Annotated in this window: 13 protein-coding genes; 7 read left to right on the top strand and 6 right to left on the bottom strand. The window is 39.4% G+C overall.

Annotation, left to right across the window (positions count from 1 at the left end; genetic code table 11):
• Positions 1–198: 198 nt before the first annotated feature.
• Positions 199–8,550, bottom strand: coding sequence for a T9SS type B sorting domain-containing protein (locus HCG49_RS14345; RefSeq protein ID WP_240938709.1), 8,352 nt, complete (start codon positions 8,548–8,550; stop codon positions 199–201).
• Positions 8,551–8,764: 214 nt separating this feature from the next.
• Between HCG49_RS14345 and HCG49_RS14340 the strand changes: the two genes are divergently transcribed.
• On the top strand, positions 8,765–9,883 hold the full coding sequence (locus HCG49_RS14340; protein WP_168470222.1) for a PQQ-dependent sugar dehydrogenase: 1,119 nt from the start codon (positions 8,765–8,767) through the stop codon (positions 9,881–9,883).
• 79 nt (positions 9,884–9,962) lie between these two features.
• Complete coding sequence (locus tag HCG49_RS14335; protein WP_168470221.1) at positions 9,963–10,367, top strand: c-type cytochrome; 405 nt, start codon at positions 9,963–9,965, stop codon at positions 10,365–10,367.
• Positions 10,368–10,412: 45 nt separating this feature from the next.
• On the opposite strand, the gene HCG49_RS14330 is transcribed toward HCG49_RS14335, so the two are convergent.
• The 5 genes from HCG49_RS14330 to HCG49_RS14310 all read right to left on the bottom strand — a co-directional run bounded on the left by HCG49_RS14330 (position 10,413) and on the right by HCG49_RS14310 (position 19,598).
• The gene (locus tag HCG49_RS14330; RefSeq protein WP_168470220.1) at positions 10,413–11,222 is read right to left on the bottom strand and encodes an N-acetylmuramic acid 6-phosphate etherase; all 810 of its coding nucleotides are present in this window, start codon (positions 11,220–11,222) and stop codon (positions 10,413–10,415) included.
• 457 nt (positions 11,223–11,679) lie between these two features.
• The gene (locus HCG49_RS14325) at positions 11,680–12,921 is read right to left on the bottom strand and encodes an exo-beta-N-acetylmuramidase NamZ domain-containing protein (protein ID WP_168470219.1); all 1,242 of its coding nucleotides are present in this window, start codon (positions 12,919–12,921) and stop codon (positions 11,680–11,682) included.
• Between the two features lie 267 nt (positions 12,922–13,188).
• Entirely contained in the window at positions 13,189–14,598 is a 1,410-nt protein-coding gene (locus HCG49_RS14320; RefSeq protein WP_240938711.1) for a sodium:solute symporter, read from the bottom strand.
• Positions 14,599–14,915: 317 nt separating this feature from the next.
• Positions 14,916–16,409, bottom strand: a complete 1,494-nt coding sequence (locus tag HCG49_RS14315) for a SusD/RagB family nutrient-binding outer membrane lipoprotein (protein WP_168470217.1) — start codon at positions 16,407–16,409, stop codon at positions 14,916–14,918.
• A 12-nt stretch (positions 16,410–16,421) separates the two neighbouring features.
• Positions 16,422–19,598 (bottom strand): SusC/RagA family TonB-linked outer membrane protein, encoded by a 3,177-nt coding sequence (locus HCG49_RS14310; protein WP_168470216.1) that lies wholly within the window; start codon positions 19,596–19,598, stop codon positions 16,422–16,424.
• Positions 19,599–19,889: 291 nt separating this feature from the next.
• Here HCG49_RS14310 and HCG49_RS14305 point away from each other — a divergent pair, with 291 nt between their 5' ends.
• The 5 genes from HCG49_RS14305 (at position 19,890) to HCG49_RS14285 (ending at position 26,304) form a co-directional block, all read left to right on the top strand.
• Positions 19,890–20,645, top strand: a complete 756-nt coding sequence (locus tag HCG49_RS14305; RefSeq protein WP_168470215.1) for a DeoR/GlpR family DNA-binding transcription regulator — start codon at positions 19,890–19,892, stop codon at positions 20,643–20,645.
• Positions 20,646–20,770: 125 nt separating this feature from the next.
• The gene (locus HCG49_RS14300; protein WP_168470214.1) at positions 20,771–21,901 is read left to right on the top strand and encodes an acyltransferase family protein; all 1,131 of its coding nucleotides are present in this window, start codon (positions 20,771–20,773) and stop codon (positions 21,899–21,901) included.
• A 14-nt stretch (positions 21,902–21,915) separates the two neighbouring features.
• Positions 21,916–24,858 (top strand): glycoside hydrolase family 3 N-terminal domain-containing protein, encoded by a 2,943-nt coding sequence (locus HCG49_RS14295; protein ID WP_168470213.1) that lies wholly within the window; start codon positions 21,916–21,918, stop codon positions 24,856–24,858.
• A gap of 17 nt (positions 24,859–24,875) precedes the next feature.
• Positions 24,876–25,952 (top strand): anhydro-N-acetylmuramic acid kinase, encoded by a 1,077-nt coding sequence (locus tag HCG49_RS14290; RefSeq protein WP_168470212.1) that lies wholly within the window; start codon positions 24,876–24,878, stop codon positions 25,950–25,952.
• Positions 25,953–26,043: 91 nt separating this feature from the next.
• The gene (locus HCG49_RS14285) at positions 26,044–26,304 is read left to right on the top strand and encodes a DUF4212 domain-containing protein (protein ID WP_168470211.1); all 261 of its coding nucleotides are present in this window, start codon (positions 26,044–26,046) and stop codon (positions 26,302–26,304) included.
• Positions 26,305–26,307 lie beyond the last annotated feature (3 nt).

The raw sequence follows: 26,307 nt of genomic DNA, 5'->3' as shown, positions 1-26,307 counted from the left end.
CTCCGCGTCCCAAACGCGGCGCGATAACCGGGCTACGCTACACCCCGAAGAAAATATCAGCGGTTGTTCTAATAAAACAGTTGCTATTTTTTCGGACTGCAAATATAGAACATATGTTTAAATAAAAAAGGAAAAATTCATAAAAAATTCTCCTGATTTTTCATTCCCTTTTGTATCAAGTATTTAGTAGTTGTTTTTTTATCGGTACAGGGTAAAATGACCTATATACTGATGGTTTTCCTTATCATGGGTATTCACTTCGTACCAATAATCTCCAGTAGGCATTTCCGTACCCTTATAATTTCCATTCCAGCCAGAGACATTATCCAGTATAGCCACTACCCTACCGTAGCGATCGTAGATCTTTACTTTTAAATTTGGAAAATAACTGCTATTCCCAGGAACCCATTCGTCATTTTTATGATCCCCATTGGGTGTAAAAAAGGTAGGTATCTCTAGCCTTCCCGTAAAATCAAAGGGAATAGTTATGGTAGCACTACATCCCATTTGATCTATTACCGATACGGTAACATTACTATCTTCCCTGACATAGAAAATAGTATCTGCCCCGGTAGCATTGCCTTGGAAAAAGTATTCATACCCTCCAAAGCCCCCTACTGCCGTAGCCGTTATCTGGTCGGGGCCTGTTTTTACTACAGTTAGGGTTAAGGGTTCGTAAGGCTCGATGGTAAACGCTACTGAGCTGCTACATCCGTTTTCGTGGTATATATAAACCGTATGCTCCCCTGGCGGTAAATTTCCAAAAGTGGTCTGGGTATTTGCCAAAGAGAGATCGTCTATATCCAAAGAAAAGAGCAAAGTTGACTCTAGGCTTGGATCTGCCAATAGTATGCTTGTTGTGCTATTGGGAAAAATACCTTCACAACCATAAACTACCTCAGCCTCTGCTATCAATTCTACCCCCATGGTTATGGGAACTATCACATTAGTTTCACAACCTTTGGCATCCCTAATAAATATCACGTAGGTTTCGCCACCTATTAAATAGTCAAAAAATAACTGATCATTTCTGGCAAACACCTCATCTCCTATACTATTTGGGCCAATTATTTTGGTCTCATAGTATACTGATCCGCCGACATCCACAAAGGGTGTTCCTCCTACCATACTCAATTGTACAGATCCGTCCGATGCCAGTAAACAGGTTTCCGGAGTAGTGGCTACATTAGCCACCAATAATTCTTCTGGAATGGTCACGGAAATTTCCCGTAAAATGCTACATCCCAATTCGTCTTGAACAATAATTTCGTAGTTCCCAGGAGGCAAATCCCTAAAGGTTATGGCATTTTGATTAAGGGGATCGTTACCCTCAAAAAACTCGCTTAAGGTTTCCGAAATGGAAAACCGGATTTGTCCGCTCCCACCGCTCGCCTCTATTCTTATTTGTCCATCCAAATCACCATTACAACTCACAGGCACGGCTTCTAAACGCTCTAAAACTAAAGCGTCTTTTGGACTGATCACTATTTCTGGGGAAATAGCCGTACAACCGGCACTCCTTGCATAGACATAATAACTTCCGGCATCTAAGTTTCTAAAAACACCTGAGTTTTGTGAGTTCCTAACAATATCTAACGGCCCAGGTACTCGTGGTACTCCCGGAATACCACTATCTAAATCGTTATTTACCAAGATATAATTATAATTGCCTACGCCACCAAAAGCTTCCGAACGGATGATACCGGTAGCTTCTCCTGAACATTTTATATTGGCATCGACCAAATCTAAGGCTATGACCAATGGCAATGCCCTATCTAAATTAATTTCGTTCGATTGTTGAATGGGGCAACCGTTTCCGTTTTGTACATCGTACTGATATGGCCCTGGGTTAACATTAACATCTGGAATTATAATTTCTACACTACTTAGGTTTAAACCGCCGAAGGACACAAAAGGATCTGACGTACCGCTCCTGCGATAAAAATATTCCATTTCTGCCATAGGATTGGCCACCGACAATTCCATTCGCCCTTCATCCCCGCAGCCAGGAGACATGGTTTCTACCAAATCCGGATCTACTGCCAAGGGGTCTTGAATAATAATTTCTTGGGTAGTAAAGCTACAGCCCCAACCATCGAATACGTTTATAGTATAGCGCCCTGAAGGAAGGTTGTAAAATCGGACAGACTCTTGTAAACCACTAGTATTTAATATAGCTCCAGCACTGTTTAATCGGTTTAACTGGTACAAATATTCTTCTCCGTCCCCATCTAGATCTTCTCCTCCCCTAATATTATAAGCCTCTATACTACCATCATTAGAACCAGGACATAAAAGCGGTTGTACAATTCTAATATCGGCAGCAATCGGCATCGGTAAATCAAGAGAAAATTCCTCTGAAACTACACACCCCTGTGCATCCATAATACTCAACCTATAGTTACCGCTTGATAAATCTGAAAAAACATTGGTAGCAGAAAATGGTGTACTAATATTAAAGCTACCGGGTGTGACGGTTTCTTGTTCCAATTGATATTGGTATCCGCCCCAACCACCATCGCCACTAACGGTAATTTCGCCCCTCCCAGGAGTAAAACAAGTTACACCAGCGGTTTGTACCGGTGTTACCTCCAAGGCCCTATCAGGTCCTTTTACGGTAGTAACGTTACTAATGGAAGTACAATATGGACTGTCTAATTCTAGAATGCGAACAACAAGGTTTCCTGCCGGCACCCCTCTAATAATTTCTGGCGTATTAATAGGGTTCTCGGTATCAAAACTACCCATAACCCCTGTCGATGTTTCCATTCCGGCCATATCACGAGAAAATACCTCGTAATTATATGTACCGATATACTTATTGATTGTAATACTTATTTCACCGTCGGATCCATTAAAACAAGTTACCGGCTTAAGCTCGTTGATCTCCGCTTCTAAAAGGTTATAATCTGGCACCGTGTGAATAGGGGTAACATACAGACACCCTCCATTGTCGATATCCCTGACCGCAAAAATATAATCCCCTGGGGTATCTATATCCCAGACAATCCTATCTGCCCAACCAGTTATTCGTTCTGGTTGGGAGCCTAGCGGTAATATTTCTACTCCGTAATTCCCCGGTCCCTGATCAATTATTATTTCTACCGTACCGGCAACAACCCCTGCTCCCGAAGCATCGCAGCTAATCGGGCTAAGTTCATTAAAATTAAAGGTTAATCCATTGGGAGGCATCAGGTTGACGGTATCTATAAATTCGCATCCGTTAGCATCTCGAATAGTTGCCGTTATTATCTGTGGGCTACCATTATCTATAATTTCGAAGGTGTTACTGCTTTGGAAGTTGGTACCATCAAAAACAGCCGTCCCATCGTTGATACTATAAGTATAGGGAGCAGTTCCCGTAAGACTACCGCTTCCATCGCCATTAGTGTCCGAATAGATAGTTAAGGTTGTGGTATTAAAGGTATTAATTGCCGGATTACAGCTAAATGAAGGCGCATCTGCTTTCCCCATTAATACGGTTGGTTCTGCTATAGTTGCTTCTAAGCGTAGGGACACACACCCTCTATTAGACACCACCTCAACCTCATAAGTATCGGGCGATAAATTATCCAAAATAGCATCGGGCTGGCTTTTTACCAATGTATTAGTGCTATCATATAAATTATACGTAAAAGGCCCGTCCGTTACCGAAGAAGGGACTAAATCGACCGTAATACTGCCATCGGCGCTCCCAAAACAAGAAATATCCGTAATGCTCACCGAATCAATTATAGGTTGCGATACCGTAATAATTTCTACCGTAGCGGTATCTTGGCACAATGGCAGGGTATTAGAACTTCTATCGGTAACAGTAATGTTGTAATTCCCTGGAGGTAAACCGGTAAATACCGGGTTATCCGATTGAAGAATAACCGGATTGACACCATCATCCAAAACATAATTAAAATCGCCACTTCCACCCGAAGTTTCTACCGTTATAATTCCATCTGAATTATTGCAAGAAGGTTCTGCAGTAGCACTTGCAGTTATAGAAAAGAAATCGAATACGGCTGCCTCTACGGTATTGGTACATCCATTACCATCGCGAACCGTGATAGTATAGCTCCCCGGATTGGGCACGGTAAAGGTGGGGCTAGATTGAAACCCGCCGCCCATATCATATTGAAAAGTTGTTTCTGGTGATGTTCCGCTACTTAATGGAGAAGTAACCGCTACGATATAGGACGAAACAGCGGTACATTGATTGGTTACATCTACCGTAGGTGTAGGTACGCCAAGAGACATGGCAATAGTCTGCCCCATGTTAGAAACACAGCTATTGCCGTCCTGCACATAAATATCATAATCCCCAGGAGGTAAATCATAGGTCGTAGCAGCTGTAAAGGTTTCCACTGGCTTTGCTCTAGGCACAACAGAAAACAGATATGGCGCTGTACCCCCCACCCCACGTACTATCAGTCGTCCATTGGGATTATTACAATTGGCGTTGGTATTGCGATCGACACTAATTGTTGGAATATCCTGAATTATAAGGGCCTGGGCACTGCTTGTACAATTAGAATTCAAATCTTCTACCAAGACCTGATAACTTCCTGGGGGCAATGCAGTGATCTGATCTGCATAAGGTGTTCCCGTATAGACTGGAACCGTAATGGGTGTTGGAGGAGAAATAATTGCTCCTGTGCTAGCATCTATTACCGATATTTCTAATTGTGTTCCTGAGTAATCTATAACCTCATAACTAAAAACACCATTCCCAGCAACATCACAGGAGGCTGTAGTTCCCGAAGCTGTAACTTGGAGGGAATTAGGTTCGTCTACGGGCGGGATTTCCTGAAAATAGTAACAGTTGGTTCCTAAATCGTGTACCTCAACGGTATACGGAACCCCATAAATAATTCCATTCAAAGCATTGCTAAAAGTATGGGTTCCGCCTCCTGGAGTTAAAGGGTAATAGGCGGGCTCTCCCAACAGTCTAATTTCATAAGATCCAGAACCTCCGGATACCGTTACGCTATAGGTAAACCCTGTTGCATCGCAAGACACCGGAACCGGAGGCGGAATAGGGGCTATACTAAATCCAGAAACTGTTACAGTGATTGCATCGCGGTCTTCACATCCGGCAGCATCCCTGGTTACTACGCTATATCTTCCGGTTGTTAGATTTGTAAAGCTAGTAGTGGCACTGGGCGTTGGGCCTATAGCACTCCTAATATTTCCGGCACCATCTAATAAGGTATAAGTGTAAGGGGCCAAACCGTTTGTATTCCCAACAACGTCTATGCTACCTAATACTGCCCCAGCAGAACAACTTGCTGCATTGGCAACTACCGATGCATCTATTCCGGCTATTGGAGGCCCTATGGTAAAGTCTACTCCTACACTGCATCCTCTACTATCTCTGACATAATAAGTATAATTCCCCGGCGAAAGATTTCCGTAAACGTTCTGATTAGTAAACGAGCCCACAGCATTATCAATGCTATATTGAAAAGGCGGAATTCCGACCGAAGTATCTGGCTCCAATTCTACTACCCCTGTATTGGGGTCACCACATCTTGGATCGGTGACCATGGCATTTGCTACAATGGTTGCCGTGGGGTCTATGGTTACAATATTAGTTTCGACCATACATCCAAAATTATCCGTAATCCGGAATTGATAAGTACCTGAAATTCCAGTGGTGTATACAAAACTACTCCCCGCTATAGCAGTCGCACCTACATACGCACCACCATTATAACTTAATTCATAGGTGTTATAAGGTGGGTTCCCATTACTTAATGTCACCCTAATTTCTGCATCTCCGGTTCCTGTTAGGCTACAGGTGAGTTCTTTTTGGATACTGATTCTAGAGGTTATTTGCGGTCTAATATACCGGGCAATGCTACCAATACAATTGTTGCCATCTCTAACTTCTATCTTATGGTTGCCAGGACCTAGATTCCCAAAACTAGCGCTCATTGCCCCTGGTGCCCATGTCCCATTGTTTATTCTATATTCGTAATTGCCATCGCCACCACTAGCATTTACCACCAAAGTAGTAGCATCGGTATTATCGAAACAAAAGTCGGAGGCAGCGATATCTAATACTAAGGTAGGAGCGGATAGCGCCGTAAAGCCATAACTGGCAGAAGCTGAACAACCACCACCATCTATCACTGTTATAGTGTATAAGCCTGAGACATCTGTGAGTCCCGAAAAATTTGGATTGCTCCTAGGACCAATGGTGCTGCCATTTGGCCTAGTGAGCGTATAGTTATGCCCTCCCCATCCGCCAGAAGCATTCGCATTTACCGATCCCCTATTATTATTCTGACAACTCATATCGGTCCAAATCGGAGCTATGGTCAGAGGGGCCAAAGGTTCTGCAATGGTCAATATGCTCGATTCCGTACAACTAGTAACTTCGTCCGTTACTGTAACCGCGTAGGAACCCGCGACTAAACCGCTTAAGGGAATAACATTAGAAGTTTGACCGGTAAGCATAGGATTTCCATCTATTTGATAGCTGTAGGTACTGCTAAAACCATCAACAATAAACCGGCCTTCCCCATCACTGTCACCAATACAACTACTATTGCGAACAACCTGACTGCTGACGCCAATAGAACTGATATCGGTAATTGCAAAGCTTTCGGTATAACTACACCCCTCGGCATCGGTAACCCTAAAAGTATAACTCCCTAAAGCCAATCCGGTAAAGTTATTGTTAGCACCATTATTTACCGTTATTGGAGAAATAACCTGGTAATCGGTTATACCTGCTCCGCCAATCACCGCCAAGCTAACTGAAGCCGTGGAAGTTGCACAATCGATCCCCGTAATAGTAAAATCGATATCGGTCGGTTTGTCAAGCGGATTAAAAACAATGGCCGGTAAGGTCTCTACACAACCATTGGCATCCCGGATCTGGGGGCTGTAGGTTCCGGTTGAAAGTCCGCTAAAAACAGTATTACCTAAAATAAAACCTGATCCTATACTGTATTCATATGGACCTACCCCACCACTAACTCCGGAAAAGGTAATTTGCCCACCGTTTTGACTTAGACAACTAGGGCTTTGGGTTACATTGGCGCTGGCAACTATCGTAGAAGGTGTGCCTATGGACCTACTAATTGCTGGAGTGTTACAGCTAAAAGTATCTTGTTGATAACGAACAACTATTTCAAAAGTACCCGGAGACAAATTAGAGAAAACGTTACTGTTTTGAAAGCTTGTCCCGTTATTAATACTGTATTCCAAATTATAACCGTTGCTATTGGTAACGTTTACTGTGATACTCCCATTATTAGCTCCTCCACAGTTGGCATCTTCAGTAGTGATATTATAGACGGGAGGTGGAATATTCTCTACATCAACCACAGTATTTTTAGAACAACCACTGGCATCACGGACAGCAATATTATAGGTGCCAGGGTTGTTTACAGTATGGGTAGTGCCATCGGTAAAACTCCCTACGAACGCCCCTCCATTGACACTGAATTCATAAGGAGCGGTACCTCCACTAGCATTTAGAGTAATGGCTACCGAAGTTGCTCCGCAACCAAAACTATCCGTCGCAAAGGCGGTGGCATCCACAGCAATCAATCCAGCTCCTATGGTTATTGGGTCTCCGTTGATAGTACTGATGGTTTCGGCACAACTACTACTGGCCTGGACAGCGACAGAATAAGTACCAGCACCTAGGTTATTAAAAGTATGGGTATTAGAGCTATTAGGACCAAAAGAGTTCATGGTAGCCCCGTTTCGTATCAACCTATAGCTATAAAATCCAGGAACTCCAGATATATCGATAGTTATACTCCCCTTGTCCCCACTACAACTGATATCGACCTTAGACACCGCCACAGTCATATCAACTTCACTAATGGTTACTATTTGTGATGGAAAAACGCAAGCGCTCTGCGAAGCGTTTTTTAATCTGGTAAATACCCGATACTCCCCAGCCGCCGTTATATCAAAAAAGGGATTGTCCTGAAACGGACCGGTAACCGAATTAAGGCTGTATTCATAGCCAGAAGGAACATTAGTAACTTCCACCCTACCGGGCGCACCACAAACAAAATCTTGAGTACTTAACTGAGGATTCAAAGGATTAGACGATACTCTGAAATAATAGAACACGCCAGAGTCTATCCGTACCCTATATTCCCCAGCTACCGAGGGATCGCTCGCATCTAAAAAATAAGATGCTCCAGTAATGCCAGGTCCATAACAACTATTATCCTTCACCGGACATGCATCACTTCCGACCAATGGACAGCTGGACAGTTGCTTTTGCCAAGTTATGGTCCCACTCCCATTTACCGTTACCGTTCTATTGTCTCCGGTACCACAAAGAAAAAACTTGGCCAATGTAGTACCATCATTGGTACATATAACTTCTTCATTTGCCCCATTGATAACAGTTGAAAACATCATAGTACTCATTTCCTTTGTTGAACGCGATTGCTTTTTTGGGAAAATTATGGACTGGTGATTAATTATACCCCCTGATAACAATTTATGGGCAGAAGAAGTATTGATTTCTTTAAAGGCTGTTGAAATATCCGAAACAAAACCATTTACCGTGGAATTCGCCATTGCCGAACCACAAATAATTGATCCGATAATTAATAGCAATGCATAAAAAATATGCTTGAAATATCTGGGAAGCATAGGTTATATAAGGATTTTAAGGTCTCTATTTAAATGGGGAACAAAATATAGTCTACATGCTATTGGTTATTTTTGGCTATTTTATAATTATCTTTAGGTAAATTTGTTTACTTAATCACTTATTAACTAACGCCTTATCATGAAGTATAGTATTCTACTACTCAGTTTCACTCTATTGACGATGAATTTATCTTGCGCGCAATCCACTGATAATAAGATAGATACTCCTACAGAAGTGCCTTTTTCGACAGAATTAATAATCGATGAACTACAAATTCCGTGGGGAATGGCTTTCTTACCGGATGACAGTATGTTAATCACAGAAAAGTCGGGAGAACTAATCCATTTTAAAGACGGAAAAAAATCCACAGTAAGCAATGTGCCAGCTGTTTATGTTAGGGGGCAAGGCGGTTTATTGGATATAGCCCTGCATCCGGATTATAAGAACAATGGCTGGATTTACATGTCCTTCTCTTCTGAAGGAGGCGCCGAAAAAGGAGGCAACACCACTTTAGTTCGAGCAAAACTAGATAACAATAGCCTAACCAACTCAGAAGTGCTTTACAAAGCCACCCCAAATACTACTAAAGGACAACATTTTGGATCTCGAATTGTTTTTGACAATGAGGGATATTTGTATTTCTCTATTGGTGATCGAGGAGACAGAGACATTAATCCACAAGACATTAGCAGAGATGGAGGAAAAATATACCGGCTCCATGACGACGGCTCTATTCCTGAAGACAATCCTTTTGTAAGTCAAGAAGGGGCTAAAAAAGCTATTTTTAGTTATGGCCATAGAAATCCTCAAGGCCTGATCAAAAACCCTGTAACCGGTACCATATGGGAACACGAACATGGGCCCCAAGGTGGCGATGAGATCAACATTATTGAAAAAGGCAAAAATTATGGTTGGCCCTTGGTTACCTATGGCATTAATTACAGTGGAACCTCTATCACGGACAGCACGGAAATGAAAGGGACAGAACAACCGATATACTATTGGGTACCCTCTATTGCCCCGAGCGGAATGACTTTTGTGACTTCGGACAAATACCCTGATTGGAAAAATAATTTATTGATAGGGTCCCTAAAATTTCAATACTTAGAAAGATTGGTTCTTAAGGACAATAAAGTCGTAAAACGCGAAAAATTAATGACCGATATTGGCCGCGTACGCGATGTTAGGCAAGCTCCGAACGGTTATATTTATGTGGCCGTAGAAGGAAAGGGAATTTATAAATTGATCCCTAATTAAGCGCTAGTTTTGCTAAGTCAGGGTTACTTCAATGCCCAGAAAAGAATAAAAATTACTATCCCTCATAAACCTTCGTAAAATGAAATTGTTCTTTTTAACCTATATTCCTTCCGTCGTTTTTTTGTCCATTTTTATTTTCCAGGACAAGGAATTAGAAGAAAGCATTAAACGAGGAGCAGACATCTACACCGACTTTTGTGTCAACTGCCATATGTCCAAGGGAGAAGGCGTTACAAACACCTTTCCTCCCTTGGCCAATTCCGATTATCTACTTAAAAAAAGAGAAGAAAGCATCCGTGGTATCAAATATGGTCAACAAGGCCCTATTGTCGTCAATGGTATAAACTATAATGGCACCATGGCTCCCATGGGACTAGCGGACGAAGAGATAGCAGATGTAATGAACTACATTTTACATTCTTGGGGAAATAAATCGGATAAAACCGTCACTCCTGAAGAGGTGGCCGCCATTTCTAAAGAATAACGTCCTTGGCCGGTTCCTTGTTATAAAAACTCCAAAATTTTTCTTTTATTGGGCATCCATAGCGGCTTTCACCGACCCGTATTTTTTCAAAAGAATTTCGGCCTCTTGGTACTCTATTTTTAATTCATCCATTAAAAATCGGACTCCACGGTCTACCAATTTTATATTGCTAAGTTGCATATTCACCATTTTATTCCCCTTCACCCGTCCTATTCTGATCATGAGGGCTGTAGTGATCATATTCAACACCAATTTTTGGGAAGTCCCGCTTTTCATCCGTGTACTACCAGTTACAAATTCGGGTCCTACGTTAACGGCAATAGGGATTTCTACGGCCTGAGTAAGGGGAGAGCCTGGGTTATTGGTAACACAAGCCGTCAAAATGCCGTTCTCCAAAGCTTCTTTAACACCTCCAATAACGTAAGGAGTGGTCCCCGAAGCGGCAATACCTACTACCGTATCATTTTCATTTATATCAAAGGCCTTTAAATCGCTCCAGGCCTGTTTCCAATCATCCTCTGCATTTTCTACTGCTTTCCTAATAGCGGTATCCCCTCCGGCAATAATTCCTATGACCCTATCATGAGGTAAACCGAAAGTAGGTGGAATTTCAGAGGCGTCTAATATCCCTAGTCGGCCACTGGTCCCTGCCCCGATATAAAACAAACGCCCTCCTTTATTGAATCTTTCCACCAAGCCATCTACCAATTTTGTGATTGCCGGTATTTCCCTTTCTACCGCCGCGGCAATTTTTTTATCCTCCTCATTAATACTGGTGAGAATGGTATCCGTATCCATCATTTCCAGATTTGTATAATTGGATGATGATTCGGTAATTTTTTTATAATTTGACATACTTGATATAATTGTATTGTTTGATATTAAATGTTGTTGCCTTGCACTTTAATCCTTCTAAAGGTAAAGGTTCGCCAACTTAATAAAGAACCTACATTTTATGCTGACAACGATTGTGTTTTACCAATAAGTAATGAGCAAAAGTAATTCTATTTTTAATTCTATGTAGTCCATAACATCGATGATTACATAGAATCTTTCCTAATCCTAAGTTTTACAATAAATGTAGCTCAAGGCAATACTATATCAAACTCCAAAGGATTTATTGAAAAAACAAGCTATCATTACATGGTCATAATTTTGAATTAAACAACAGCCGTAGTAGCATAACTGAATGATACTGTGAGTGTGACCCGTACAATTTTCAAAGTAGCCAAAGCTTGTGTCGAAATTATTTTTTTTAGTGTGTCCATACTCATTACTTATGATTATTACTAGCAGCCATGCAATTTTATGATTATTGATACATTAAATACTTATCCCTAATATTTTTAAATTCTTCAAGACCCTTATTCCAAGTAGCTCTAATTTCTTCAATAGATTTTCCCTGTATTATTTGCTCTTTTAATTTTGGTGTTCCTGCCAATCTATCAAAGTGTTTGTTATTATTGAAAAACTTATCTTTTGGATTTGTACCATTGTATGCTTCTAAAAGCCAAGTGAAATTTAACCTATCTAAATTCTCCGTTTTTGTAAGATCCAATCCAAAACATTCTTCGTTCATATATTTTGGTGTTTTCGAACCAAAATTCGGTTTAGGTACAAATGTAAAATCATAAGTATCCCCAAGGAGATATGGGGAACCAAATATCTGAAACTGCCTTTCAGTGCCTCTCCCACAACTCACATTGGTACCCTCGAACAAACAAAGACTCGCGTAGAGATTAATAGCTTTATCATTTGGCAGATTAGGTGAAGGCCTCAAAGGAAGACTATAAGATGAATTATAAGTATAACCTACTAATGGAATAACCGTTAAATCGCACTGAAGTCCTTCATGAAGCCATTTTTCCCCATTTATCATTTTTGCGTACTCCCCGATGGTCATGCCATAGACAATTGGTACAGGATGAAGCCCTACAAAACTTTCATAGCCTTTCTCCACAACTGGGCCATCAATATAATGTCCATTAGGGTTTGGTCTATCTAAAACTATAACAGGAATACCATTCTCTGCACATGCTTCCATGATATAATGCATTGTAGATAGATAAGTATAGAATCGAACTCCTACATCCTGAATATCGAACATCACGGCATCAATACCACGTAATTGCTCTGCAGTAGGCTTTACATTACTTCCATAAAGCGAAACAACAGGCAAATTTGTTTTAGCGTCTCTAGAATCCACTATGACCTCTCCCGCATCCGCTTTACCTCGAAAACCATGTTCAGGAGCAAAAACCTTAACAATATTTATGTTAAGAGACAATAAAGAATCTACAAGGTGAATATATGGCTCCCTTCCCTCATAGTCTTTAAAAATTACAGAGGTGTTATTGGCAACTATCCCAATATTCTTTCCTTTTAATTGAGGCAAATATTTTTCCGTTCGATTTGCCCCAACTACAATATGTTCTTTATCCGTACTAGTTATCTGTTCTACTTTTTTGACAGCTTGTCCACAGCCAATCAATGAAAAAATAGCGCATATTAAAAATGCAAAAAAATTGCTTCTTAAAATTTTAGTAACCTTCATTTTAAATGGTTTTAATTCCTAATAATGTATTTTTATCTTTGGTTTATCGGGTCCCCAATACCTGGGTTGGCATGATTCGGTTTCGCTTTTAGGGTTTTCAAGAACCTTAGATTTATTCTGGTTATATCCCTAGTACTATTACGCTATTATCAGCCGCCTTCTAATTTGTGCCGAATAATTGTACGGCAATAGTTGTTGTTATTACTACTAAGCAAAAGCACATTTATTCTTTATCATTCTAGATGGACAATTATTATAAATCAAGTTTTATCTTTTAGTTTTTTCCTTAATCAATATCAGACCAACGACCGTTAAGCTAGCATTCACTGCTATACTTAAAAAACCAAAATCGAAATCCCAACTCTTTTTAAAATAGGTACTCAGGAGATAGGTAGCTATTGGAGCTATTACACAGATAAACGGCACCAACTTATCCTTGATATTTATTTTTGTAAACATCCCTAATAAATATAGTCCTAGGAGTGGACCATAGGTATACCCCGCCACATTGAATATAAGAGAAATGACATCCCCCCTACTGTTTGCGAACAACATAATAATTATAAATATTACAACAGAAAATCCTACTAACACCCAGTTTTTAAGTCTTTTCTTTTCCTTATGGGATTTATCGGATATGTCCAGAAAATCATATGTAAAGGAAGTGGTAAGAGCCGTTAGGGCCGAATCTACGCTTGAAAAAGAAGCTGCTATAATTCCTAACAAAAAAAACATTCCTGCAAATAATCCAAGATGATTCAATGCCAAATCAGGAAACAACGTATCTGTATCCAAGAGTTGGCCATTATCACCTATAGTTAGGGATATGCCCTTATTTTCAGCATAAATATACAATAACACACCAAGCCCCATAAACAAGAATTGTGTAACCGCAAGTATTAAACTATAGGTCAAGGTGTTTTTTTGAGCATCCCATTTATTCTTACACGTCAATGTTTTTTGCATCATATTCTGATCTAGGCCTATCATTCCAATGGCTACCAGAACCCCCGCAATAAATTGTTTATAAAAGTTATTACTCGATTTATGGTCCCAATTAAAAACTTCAAAATACTTATGATGAATCACTTGTTGAACAGATTCCCCATAAGATAAATTTAAAGTTGTAATTATGGTGTAAATAGTTATAACGGCTCCTAATATCAAAAAAGTGGTTTGCATGGTATCAGTCCACACGATAGTTTTTATCCCTGATTTGTTGGTATAGAACCAAACTAAAAGTAAAATAATTATAACCGATAAAAAAAACGGAATATTAAACTTGTCAAAAAAGGCAAATTGAAGAATTTTTGCCGCCAACAATAATCGCAAGGCGGCACCAAAGGATTGAGACACCAAAAAGAACAATGATCCTGTCTTATAGGTTTTCTTCCCGTACCTTTCTTCTAGATAGGAATAAATAGACACTAATCTTAACCGAAAATAAAGCGGTATCAACACAAACGTAATGAAAAAATAACCTACTACATTACCCAGTATAAATTGGTAAAAGTAGAAACTGTTATTCCCTACCATTCCTGGCAAGGAAACGAAAGTAACCCCGGAAAGGCCCGCACCGACCATACCGAATGCCACCAAAAACCATGGAGATTGTCGGTCTCCTGTAAAATAGGTTTCATCGCTTCTTTTCTTAGAGGTGAAATAGGAAATTGTCATTAGCATTCCAAAATAAATTACTAAGACACAAAGTATAAGTATAGGGTTCAAACTTTTATTTTTTTTTTAGTGTTTCCAAATATGACCTACTAGAGTTTTTCAGAAATAAACAGGTCTTTTTAGTCTTCTAGATGTTCAAATGAATCCAACTTTTCATTCGAACAATTTATTCCGCCCAATTCTTTATAATAGTTCTTTAATTTTTTGGGGAATCAATTATAATTATGCCACTCATCAACATTTGATCTGTAGACAAGTGGCATTAATATTATTCATTAAAAAGTATAAGTAAGGCAACTTAAGTTTCTTTAACTTTCTTACTCTTTATCCCACCACATTCTGGTAAGCAGACCATCACCGCCCTGCTGCGATATTGCCGCTTCGACATTTTTAGGATTATTTAGTTTTTCGGAACCAGGATAAGGTAATCTTCTTGGTATTTTACCTCCAGTAAGAGTTGTTGCTACTTCCGCAGGAACTAATTCAGGATACCCCGATCGCTTCCAATTCGAAAATGTTTCTAATCCGTTTCCAAAAGTGGCAACCCAATATTGTTCATTTATCATTTTTAATGCTTCTGTAGGATCAAAAGGATTTGCTGCCAAGTAATCACTAATTTCAGTTGGTGTTATATTAACCCCGTGACCGTATAATGCCAAATATTCCATGGCCGCAGTTACTCCTGCGTTGTAATGTCCTTCCACATCACCATCTGCCAAATTCCATCGTTCCGCAGCTTCAGCTAACATAAACTCAACTTCAGCATACGTCTGGAAGAAAAAAGGAGCATCATAAATTACGACGCCAGAGCCACCAAAAATATTAATATTTGGTTTTGAGTTTGCAACACCTCTTTCCGGATTGTTAATATCTTGACCAAATTGTAATGCAGGATCTGTGTCCCCATCTACGGTAGAAAATAACACAGAAACCCGTGGGTCGTTTCTATCTTTCATGAAGTCCATTAACGTTTTAGAAATTTTCACTTGTGTTGGAGCTCTTGAAGTAAAACATTTTGTTAGGGGGTTTACATTAGGTCCGCCGTCATTTGCAGAATTCTCATATTTCGTATAAGCAATATCGTCGTTACTGGTCATAACACCGCCACTAATAGCTTTAGTAGCCCATGCTTGTGCTGCGGCATTATCTACTTTCACCATTCTCATCGCTAAACGAAGCATTAAGGAATTTGCAAACTTTTTCCATTTTAGAACATCCCCACCATATAACAGATCTGCCGAGCCGTAAGAACTAGCACCACCAGCGTTTAAAATAGCCGCTGAACTTTCTAAAGTGGCTAGCATATCGGCATAAATGTCGCTTTGCTTATCATATTTAGGAAAACGAATCCCCTCTAAAAAGCCCTTTCCCGCTTCGCTATAAGGTATATCACCATAAATATCGGTTAACCTACTAAAAATAAGAACCTTTTGTATTCTTGCAATTGCCAAATCAGTTGCAACGGTAGGCGACTCACTTGCTTCTAATTGCGCTTCTAAATCGACAATATTCTTAACAGTATTGGAAAATTGCTCTTCGAAAAACTGATGTGTGTTTCCTTCCTTATATAAAAAGGACACATAAGAGGTATTGTTAAGATGTTGAATATTCTGCATTAAATGAATAACATTCCAAAACAAATAGGCCACATAACTACTTCCGCCAGTATATAGCTGAACAAAAGTAAGTTTCGTTGAAGGATCTAGTTGTGTTGGTTTTGTAGGGTTTACATTAAGCTCTTCATAACCCTTGTCACAAGAACCAACCAATACAACTATTGCTAGTACAGTAAGTATTTTTTTTATTTTCATTTTAATTCAATTTTAGAATTTAACATTTACAGAAAAACCAAAGCTTCTGGTTGCCGGCACACCAAATCTCTCAATCCCTTGAGAATTAAGATTGTTTAAAGCCGCTTCTGGATCAACGTTGTTAATATCTTTTGAGATAAAGAATAGATTTCTACCGATTAACGAAAATCTCAAATCATTCATAAAAGTTTTTCCCAAAACATTTTTTGGCAAATTGTAGGATAATGACAACTCTCTAAACTTTATAAAATCAGTACTGTATACAAATTCTTCAGAGATACCAGAACTCTCTTCTCCTACACGACCATAATATGTCCTTAAGTTTATTGGCTCTACCGTTGTAGAAAAAGGCTGCCCTGTGGCATCATCTATCCCCGATACAACTAAACCATTTTCACGACCTTCAAGTGTTTTTTTATCAAGTCCTCTTAGTACTAATTCCCTATTAGTTCCAGAGTGAACACTTCCACCATATTTGGCATCAATTAAAAACCCAAGGGATATATTTTTATATTTAAAGGTATTTGAGAAACCTAAGGTATACGGAGCTACACCTTCCCCCAAAATTTTATTTTCTCCCTGTACTGGTCTTGGTATTGTACCACTATTATCATAAAAAATATTACCTGCTTCATCTCTTTTATAGGAAGAACCATAAATTACGCCGTACCGCTCTCCTACAATATGTGAAATAATGGCAGTTCTAGATCTCGTTTGGCTGCCATCAACATTGATAGGGGTATTCTCTTCATCTGTAGCTATTATTTTACTATCATTAAAGCCAAAATTAAAGGAAGTATACCAAGAGAAATCTTCAGTTCTCAACGGTGTTCCGCCAATCAATAACTCAACTCCCTTATTTTCCAGCTCACCGATATTTAAAATTGCAGAGGTAAAACCAGAAGATTGCGAAGCTGCGGCCCTTACAATGTCGTTATTGGTTTGGTTAGCGTAATAGGCTATATCCAAATTTAAACGGCTATCAAAAAACCTACCCTCAAGACCAAACTCATATTCCGTTTTTTGAAAAGGAACCAAATTGGGATTAGGAATAGAATTGCCATTTAGCTGGCCAAAAGATTGCCCTTGAAATGATCCAGAAATTGCATAATCCAAATTTAGGGCATAGGCATCCTGAGCACCCCCTGCGACTTGGGCGTAACTAGCCCTAACTTTTGCATAGTTGATGGCCTTTGGTAAATTTAAAGCTTCACTTAACAAATAACTACCACTTAAAGACCAATAAAAATCATTATTAGGAGTCTTTTTATCAGGAAAAGAAAGGGTAGAGAACCAGTCATTTCTCCCCGTAAATGTTAGAAATAATAAATCATCATAATCAACTTCAAAAGAACCATAAACAGAACTTGTTTCAGTTTTAAAATAATCGTTTTTAGGCTCTGGAAGCGTAGTGTTGTTTATATCTTCCAACCCCACAACAATAAAACCTCTACCCAAAGCACTCAGTGATTCAAACGTTGTTGCTCTAGAATTCACTCCAACTATAGAATTGGTCGATATTTTATCGGTAATTGGCAACTCTACACCCAACATTAAATCTGCATCAACCGAAGTAAATTTAGATTTACTTTGCAATAACTCACCCGCAGGACGGTAAGCTGTTCCGTAAGGAGTTACTTTTTGTCTAGCCAAATCATAGGTGTCCAAACCAGCTCTACCATTTACATAAAGCCAATCCGTTATATCATATCTTAATGTTGTTGACCCAGTAAATCTATTTTTCTTATCATCATTGTTAAAATTATTCACTACCCAATACGGATTAGAAATAAACTGACTAGGTTGAAACAACAACTCTGTTCCTTGGTCATTCGCTCCTGGTTTCAAATTATAAATATCCAAATTACCAGGAAGTGTGTAGGCTACAGTATTGGCATTCCCCGGAGTGTCACCAAGGTTAATACGGTTATGCACTTTTTCGATTACATACTTAGCGTTGATCGTAGAGGTTAATTTAGGATTTATTTTTGCCGAAGCATTTAATGACAATGATTTTCTATCCAAATTTGATCCTGGAAAAATATCCTTATTATCTAAATTGGATACTGAAAATCGATAATTATAATCTTCGCTGGCATTGGACAAGGCAACAGTATTTACAGCCGTTTTTCCTGTATTATAAAACTTATCTAAATTACTGCCTAGGTATGTGTAAGGTCTTTTTACTCCGTCCCAGTTATACACTTGGCTGCCATCATACTTCGCCCCCCACGATTGCAATGAGTACGTAAAAGAATTATCAATAGCTAAAGCAGGATCTGAAATTTCCACTGGATTATTGTTTAAGTCATACTCATAACCAGGTCTTAAACCTTGATTTCCTTGACCATAGGTGGTTTGTAGATTTAAAAGCCCCATATTGACTTTTTCAAAAGAATAAGAACTAGAATACTCAACACCAAAACCCTTTTTACCTTTCCCTGATTTTGTAGTTATCATGATGACCCCGTTAGACGCCAAGGAACCATAAAGAGCGGCGGCAGAACTTCCTTTTAATACCGATATTGTTTCAATATCATCTGGGTTGATCGAGGAAATATCGTCTCCTCCATCCCCTGTACCATCATTAGTAGGCCCAACAACAGATCCGTTTGTATTATTGATAATAGGAATTCCGTCAACCACATAAAGTGGTTGATTATTCCCTGTCAACGAACTTGCTCCACGAATAATTATCCTACTTGATCCTGAGGCACCAGAACTACTCGTAGAAATATTTACACCGGCAACTCTTCCTTGCAAGGAATTTACAGCACTGGTGGTTTTTACTTGAGCTAACTCACTTCCATCTACTTGGGTCAATGAATATCCCAAAGCTTTGGACTCTCTTTTAATTCCTAAAGCGGTTACCACCACTTCATCAAGAGCAGAGGCATCCAACACCATAGTAATTTCTATTTTCACCTTGTCTCCCACAGTAACCTCCTGGGTAGCATACCCTAAATAAGATACAACGAGAACATCCCCCCTGTTAACTTCTATGCTAAAATCACCGTCAAAACCGGCAACAACACCATTAGTTGTCCCCTTTACAACAATACTTGCGCCAGGAAGCGGAACTCCGCTCTCATCCTTAATTATACCCGAAACCAAACCAGTTTGGGCAATCAAGATCCGAGAGAAAAACACCAGCAACAGCGTTGGTAGTAGAAATCGATTTACTTTCATAATTTTTAGTTAAAATTGATTAGTATTCAAACTTATGACAGAAAATCGTATTGTGCAATATAAAACAGCAATTAATCTTGCATAACAGCAAATTACTTGCAATTTTAAATATATTTGCAAGGTTTTATTGCTGTTTTTTTTGTTCCATGATGATTTTAATACTATTTTTCACCCTCGGTAATTAGTAGCAATCTTTTGTTCAAGCTTCAAAACATCGGAATTGAACATAAAAAAACGATAAGCGGCTGTTTTACAACAAATCGAAATACAGACTAATTTTAAAGCTATAGTTTGGAAAAGAATAAACGACATCAAATTATCCTCAACGAAGTACATATTCATAATAGAGTGCTTTTAAACGATTTAGCCGGAATACTAAATGTTTCTATGGACACCGTTCGTAGAGATGTTAAGGAGCTCGATAAATTACAGCAACTAAAAAAAGTTCATGGAGGAGCAGTTTCAAATGGATTTAATTTATATTCAGACCGTACAAATGAAGTGTATAAGTATGAAAACAAATCCCTTATCGCACAAAAGGGAATTTCCCTTTTAAAACACGGCGATGTAGTCTTGATCAGTGGTGGCTCTACTAATCTAGAACTTGCAAAACTGCTTCCTAGAAAAATGAATCTGACATTTTTCACTCCTAGTTTGCCCATGGCAATTGAATTACTCAATAGTTCTTCTAGCCGATATGAAGTTAATCTTATTGGAGGAAAACTTTCTAGAGGATCACAATTGACAACCGGGGGAGGTGCTATCAATATTCTATCGGAAATCACCGCTGATATTTGTTTTCTAGGAACAGGATATATTGATAAAGAAAACGGAATTACAGAGGTAGATTGGGAAATAGCTCAAATGAAAAAAGCTATGATCAAGGCTTCCAAAAAATTAGTTTCACTTACTATATCAGAAAAATTAAACACCACTAATCGATATAAAATTTGCGACATAAATGCTCTTGACACATTAGTAACTGAACTAGACCCAAGCTCAGCCGCCCTAAATAAATATCGAAAGGAAGGGATAAACCTGCTTTGATTCTTAACAACCAACCATCAACGCAATCATATTTTAAGTACTCTATGCCGTAAAAACGTTTTAAATTACATAGCACTTAGGCTCAACACAATAATCGACTTAAACCTTCATAAAACCAATACTTAATGGAAGAATCACTTACCCCTCAAAGGTACTACGCCTTGGACATTCTACGCGGCATGACCATCGCCTTAATGATAATGGTAAACAACCCCGGAACCTGGTCCCATATCTATTCTCCCCTAAAACATGCCTCTTGGCATGGTTTCACCCCAACAGATTGGGTGTTCCCCACATTTTTGTTTGTAGTGGGCACCGCCATGAGCTTTAGTTTAAGAAAATATGAGCTGCTTGGGAACGGCGAGTTTTTAAAAAAAATATTTAAACGGGCCGGAGCCATTTTTTTGATCGGCCTCCTATTAAATGCCTTTCCCTTTGTTGAGCGTATCGATGGGCAAATTGTCCTTAAAAACCTAGCCAATATCCGGATTATGGGAGTTTTGCAGCGTATTGCGCTCTGCTACCTTTTTGCTTCTTTGATAATCCATTATCTAAAACTAAAAAAATCTATAATAGTAGGGGTCTTCATCCTTTTGGCCTATTGGGCCATTATGTACTTTTTTGGATCATCGCCATTGCCTTTCAGTTTGGAAAATAATGCAGCCTTAAAATTTGACAGCCTAATTTTTAGGACCGAAAACATCTACAAAGGTTTTGGAATTACTTTTGATCCCGAAGGACTATTGAGTACCCTGACAGCCACCGTGAACGTAATTGCTGGATATGTGGCTGGTATTTTTGTACAGAAATCTGGAAATAATATTAAAACTGTATTGAAACTTATAGCCGCAGGCTTGATACTACTCGTTGTGTCCCTTATTTGGGATATTTATTTCCCCATTAACAAACCTATATGGACAAGTTCATTTGTGTTGTACAGTACAGGATGGACACTAATTGTGTTAGCTATATTGATCTATACCATTGAATTATTGAACTTTAAAAAATGGGCCTATTTCTTTGAGCCATTTGGCAAAAACCCACTATTTATCTATGTGGTTTCGGGGCTGGCAGCAAACCTTTTGGCGCTGATCTATGTCAATGCAGTCCCTCTAAAGTCTTGGCTATACGCTAATTTATATTTAAGCTGGATGGAGGACCTGAATGCTTCCCTTGGCTTTGCCGTAAGTTTTATTGTAGTGATGTGGCTTTTGGGCTATGTGCTCGACAAAAAAAGAATCTATATTAAAGTATAATAATCACCATCAATATGTTTTTAAGAAAAGTAAGGTTATTTATCGCCTTAATACTGCTCGTCAATCTGTTAAGCGCTCAGGACAACGCCTCAAAACCCCCTGAGTTTTTAAAATATACTCATAGTACATGGGTAGACTCCATTATGAAATCCCTAACGCCCCAAGAGCGAATAGGGCAACTTATCTGGGTGTCTGCCTATTCTAATAGAGGGCCGGAACACCGAGCAGATATCCTAAAAGCTATTGAAAAATGGAATATTGGGGGATTGGTCTTTTTTCAAGGCGATCCCCTTACCCAGGTAAAATTGATGAACGAATACCAAAATGCAGCCAAAGTACCGTTAATGGGTGCTATCGATGCCGAATGGGGACTTGGGATGCGATTAGATAACACCATAAGTTTCCCTTTTCAGATGGCCTTGGGTGCCATTGAAGACAACACCCTAATCTATAAGATGGGGAAAGAAGTGGCTCAACAAATAAAAAGAGTGGGACTGCACCTGAACTTTGCCCCTGTTGCCGATGTAAATAACAACCCAGAGAACCCCGTGATCAACTATCGTTCTTTTGGCGAAGATAAAATAAAGGTTGCCGAAAAGAGTATTGCCTATATGCAGGGAATGCAAGATGGCGGATTGATCACTACGGCCAAACATTTTCCGGGACATGGCGATACCAGCACCGATTCTCATTACGATCTGCCTCAAATAAATCATTCCTTGGAACGATTGAACAATTTGGAACTGTACCCCTTCAAGGAACTTATAAAGGCCGGTATCAATGGCATGATGGTGGCCCATTTAAATATTCCGGCCCTAGATCCTAGCGGAGAACCTTCAACACTCTCTAAAGCAATCATCACCGATCTTTTAAAAGACCAACTAGGGTTTAAAGGATTGATAGTTACCGACGCCATGGAAATGAAGGGAGTAACCAAAGGCAACCAACCCGGGGTGGTAGATAAAAAAGCCGTTTTGGCGGGCAATGATGTCCTAGAACTGGTGCAGGATGTAGAAAAGGCTATTACTGAAATAAAAAAAGCGATAGACAAAGGTATAATTTCCCAGAAAGTGGTAGATGCTAGGGTCAGAAAAATTTTAGCCGCCAAGCAGTGGGTAAAATTAAACGAATACCAAGACCAACCCCTCACCAACCTCATAGAAGATATTCATAATCCACAGGCCTTATTGTTAGAAAGAAATTTAACGGAAGCCTCCTTAACTGTATTAGAAAACGAAGGAGATATCATCCCTTTAAAAAGGTTGGACACCCTTAAAATCATGTCGGTTTCAATAGGTACGGACACCAAGACTAAATTTCAAAAGACGCTAGATCTATATTCAGAAGTTGCTCATTTTACCTTGCCTATGGAAGCATCCTTTGAAGAGGTTGAGGCAATCCAGAAAAAATTCCCCCAATACAATTTAGTCATCATTGGTGTGCACGACGATAGCCCAAGACCCCGAAATACCATAAAATTTTCGGAATCTGTACAATCTTTTATACAGGCCCTTCCTTTTGAAAAAACGCTAATTGCTTATTTTAAAAACCCATATTCCATAGATAAGTTAGATAATATTGAAAATTCTTTGGGACTAATTGCCGCCTATCAGGATAGTAAATCTGCCCAAGACCTGACCGCACAATTAATTTTTGGAGGAATCGGGGCCAATGGCCGACTCCCAATTGGAATCGGCAAAAAGTTTAATGCAGGGGACGGCCTTACTATTCAAGGCGGAATACGTTTTAAATATACCTTGCCGGAGGATGCAGGGATGGATTCTAAAACCCTAATCCATGGTGTAGATTCTCTAATGCAACAAACCATGGATGCCAAAGCTACTCCAGGAGGGCAACTATTGGTCGCTAGGAACGGTAAGGTTGTTTTACACAAGGCTTACGGCCTGCAAAAATATAACGACACCACTAAAGTGGCTCTTGAAGATATCTATGACCTAGCATCCGTAACAAAAATTTCTTCTGCCCTTCCCGCCCTTATGAAATTACACGATGAAGGGAAGTTTGACCTCAACAAAGGTATAGGCGATTATCTAAAGTATTTTAAAAACTCCAATAAGGATGATGCTAATTTTAAGGAAATACTGACCCATCAGGCCGGGTTTAACCCCTACATCACCTATTGGAAAAATACCCTTCGGAAAAATGGCAGCTACAAATGGAGTACCATCAAAAAAGATTCCTCGGCACGTTTTCCCATAAAGATCACCTCCAACATGTGGCTGCATCGCAAGTATCAAAAAAAGATATTTAAGGCTATCAAAAAATCGCCCCTGCTCGAAAAAAAGGAATATAAATATTCTGGTTTGCTTTTTATGCTCTTGCCCAAGATGATTGAAGAAATTACAAAGGAAAATTTTGTGGATTACATGGATCAGAATTTCTATGACAAATTAGGAGCGGGCTCCTTGACATTCAATCCATCGGAAAAATTTGCTAAAAAACGGATAGTCCCAACCGAGCACGATTTTATGTTCAGACACCTTCCGGTGCATGGCGCCGTTCACGATGAAGGGGCTGCGATGATGGGCGGAGTGTCGGCTAATGCAGGGCTGTTCTCCAATGCGAACGACCTTGCCAAACTCATGCAGATGTACCTCAATATGGGGGCCTATGGCGGGGAGCAATTTATAGCAGAAAACACCCTCAAAGAATTTACCAAAGCACAGTTTCCCGAGAACAACAACCACAGAGGACTGGGATTCGATAAGCCTTATTTGGAATATAAAGGTAAAAATAGCAATACCGCCAAAGATGCGAGCAGCGATAGTTTTGGACATACCGGATTTACAGGAATCATGGTTTGGATGGATCCTAAAGAAGACCTTTTATACGTTTTCCTTTCCAACCGTGTCCTCCCCACTAGGGAGAATACTACCTTGTACAAACTGAATACTCGTACCAATATTCAGCAAGTTTTGTACGACGCCATCAAATAACATCAAAACTCCCTGGAATGAAGATATATAAAGTCATAGGATTAATGTCGGGCACTTCTCTAGATGGTCTAGACCTTGCCTATTGCCATATTTGGAAAACACCTATAGGATGGGATTTCGAGATTAAACGATCCAAAAGCATTGCCTATGACAAAACCATGGAATCACAACTAAAAAATGCGATCTACTTGCCCGCAACAGAATTGTTAGAGCTCCATAATACCTATGGCTCTTGGTTGGGGAAACAGGCAAAAGCATTTATTGACAAGTATCATTTAGAAGTCGATTTTATAGCCAGTCACGGCCATACGACCCACCATCAGCCTCAAAAAGGATTTACCTTCCAGATCGGATCTGGACAACATCTGGCCCACGAAAGTGGCAAAAAGGTTATTTGTGATTTTCGTTCCAACGATGTGGCCTTGGGCGGACAAGGGGCTCCATTAGTTCCTATTGGAGACCAATTGTTTTTTGGCCAATACGATTACTGTCTTAATCTTGGCGGAATCAGCAATATTTCTTTCCAAAAAAATGGCCAACGCTTGGCCTATGACATCGGTCTGGCCAATATGATCCTAAACCACATCACCCAAAAAATAAATCTTAACTATGATAAAAATGGCACTATGGCCTCCAAGGGACAGATTAATAGCTATATGCTCCAAGAATTAAACAAGTTGGAATTTTATCAGTTGCCCTTTCCAAAGTCCATTGGGTTCGAATGGTTCGTTGAAAAAGTACTGCCTATTGTAGATAACACCCAAGATAGTATCGAAAATTTATTGCATACTAGTATCCATCACATCACCGAACAGATAAATGTGCAGATAAAATTGCATAATATTAAAACAAATAGCCGCTTATTTGTTACAGGAGGTGGAGCATTGAATACTTTTTTAATGGATACTTTACAAGATAAATTAGGGGCCAACGTAAAAATTATTATCCCTACCGACACCCTTATAGAATTTAAGGAAGCGCTTATTTTTGCCCTTATGGGTGTCTTAAGAGATGTAGAAGAAACCAATTGCCTAAGCTCCGTTACCGGTGCAAAAAAAGATTGTTCGGGCGGCGTAATCTATCTCCCTTCCTAAAAAAACCAATCGTTTATTTTAGTACAATTTCCTATATTCGAGAAACTAATCTGACCAAACCACAGATATCTCTAATAAAACCGTATTTAAAATGAGTGATCAACAAAAAAAAGCTACCGCCTATTGGAAAGAAAACATCCGCTACGTTTTAGTTCTTCTGGCAATTTGGTTTGCCGTTTCCTTTGGTGCCGGAATTTTATTAAAAGATGCTTTGAACAATTTTAGGATCGGCGGATTTCAACTCGGTTTTTGGTTTGCCCAACAGGGCGCCATCTACGTTTTTGTTGTTTTAATATTTGTCTATGTACGCCTCATGAACAAACTTGATAAAAAATACGGCTACAACGAATAACCC

It is taken from the genome of Arenibacter sp. 6A1 (genome assembly GCF_012272855.1).
Classification (GTDB): domain Bacteria; phylum Bacteroidota; class Bacteroidia; order Flavobacteriales; family Flavobacteriaceae; genus Arenibacter.
Note: the sequence above shows the minus strand (reverse complement) of the source record. Positions and strands in the feature narration are given on the sequence as shown.

Excerpts from the sequence above, each read along its gene's own strand:
- HCG49_RS14310 (WP_168470216.1), bottom strand. The coding sequence starts at position 19,598 with ATGAAAGTAAATCGATTTCTACTACCAACGCTGTTGCTGGTGTTTTTC.
- HCG49_RS14315 (WP_168470217.1), bottom strand. The coding sequence starts at position 16,409 with ATGAAAATAAAAAAAATACTTACTGTACTAGCAATAGTTGTATTGGTT.
- HCG49_RS14300 (WP_168470214.1), top strand. The coding sequence starts at position 20,771 with ATGGAAGAATCACTTACCCCTCAAAGGTACTACGCCTTGGACATTCTA.
- HCG49_RS14290 (WP_168470212.1), top strand. The coding sequence starts at position 24,876 with ATGAAGATATATAAAGTCATAGGATTAATGTCGGGCACTTCTCTAGAT.
- HCG49_RS14320 (WP_240938711.1), bottom strand. The coding sequence starts at position 14,598 with ATGACAATTTCCTATTTCACCTCTAAGAAAAGAAGCGATGAAACCTAT.
- HCG49_RS14335 (WP_168470221.1), top strand. The coding sequence starts at position 9,963 with ATGAAATTGTTCTTTTTAACCTATATTCCTTCCGTCGTTTTTTTGTCC.
- HCG49_RS14295 (WP_168470213.1), top strand. The coding sequence starts at position 21,916 with ATGTTTTTAAGAAAAGTAAGGTTATTTATCGCCTTAATACTGCTCGTC.
- HCG49_RS14330 (WP_168470220.1), bottom strand. The coding sequence starts at position 11,222 with ATGTCAAATTATAAAAAAATTACCGAATCATCATCCAATTATACAAAT.
- HCG49_RS14340 (WP_168470222.1), top strand. The coding sequence starts at position 8,765 with ATGAAGTATAGTATTCTACTACTCAGTTTCACTCTATTGACGATGAAT.
- HCG49_RS14345 (WP_240938709.1), bottom strand. The coding sequence starts at position 8,550 with ATGGCGAATTCCACGGTAAATGGTTTTGTTTCGGATATTTCAACAGCC.
- HCG49_RS14325 (WP_168470219.1), bottom strand. The coding sequence starts at position 12,921 with ATGAAGGTTACTAAAATTTTAAGAAGCAATTTTTTTGCATTTTTAATA.
- HCG49_RS14285 (WP_168470211.1), top strand. The coding sequence starts at position 26,044 with ATGAGTGATCAACAAAAAAAAGCTACCGCCTATTGGAAAGAAAACATC.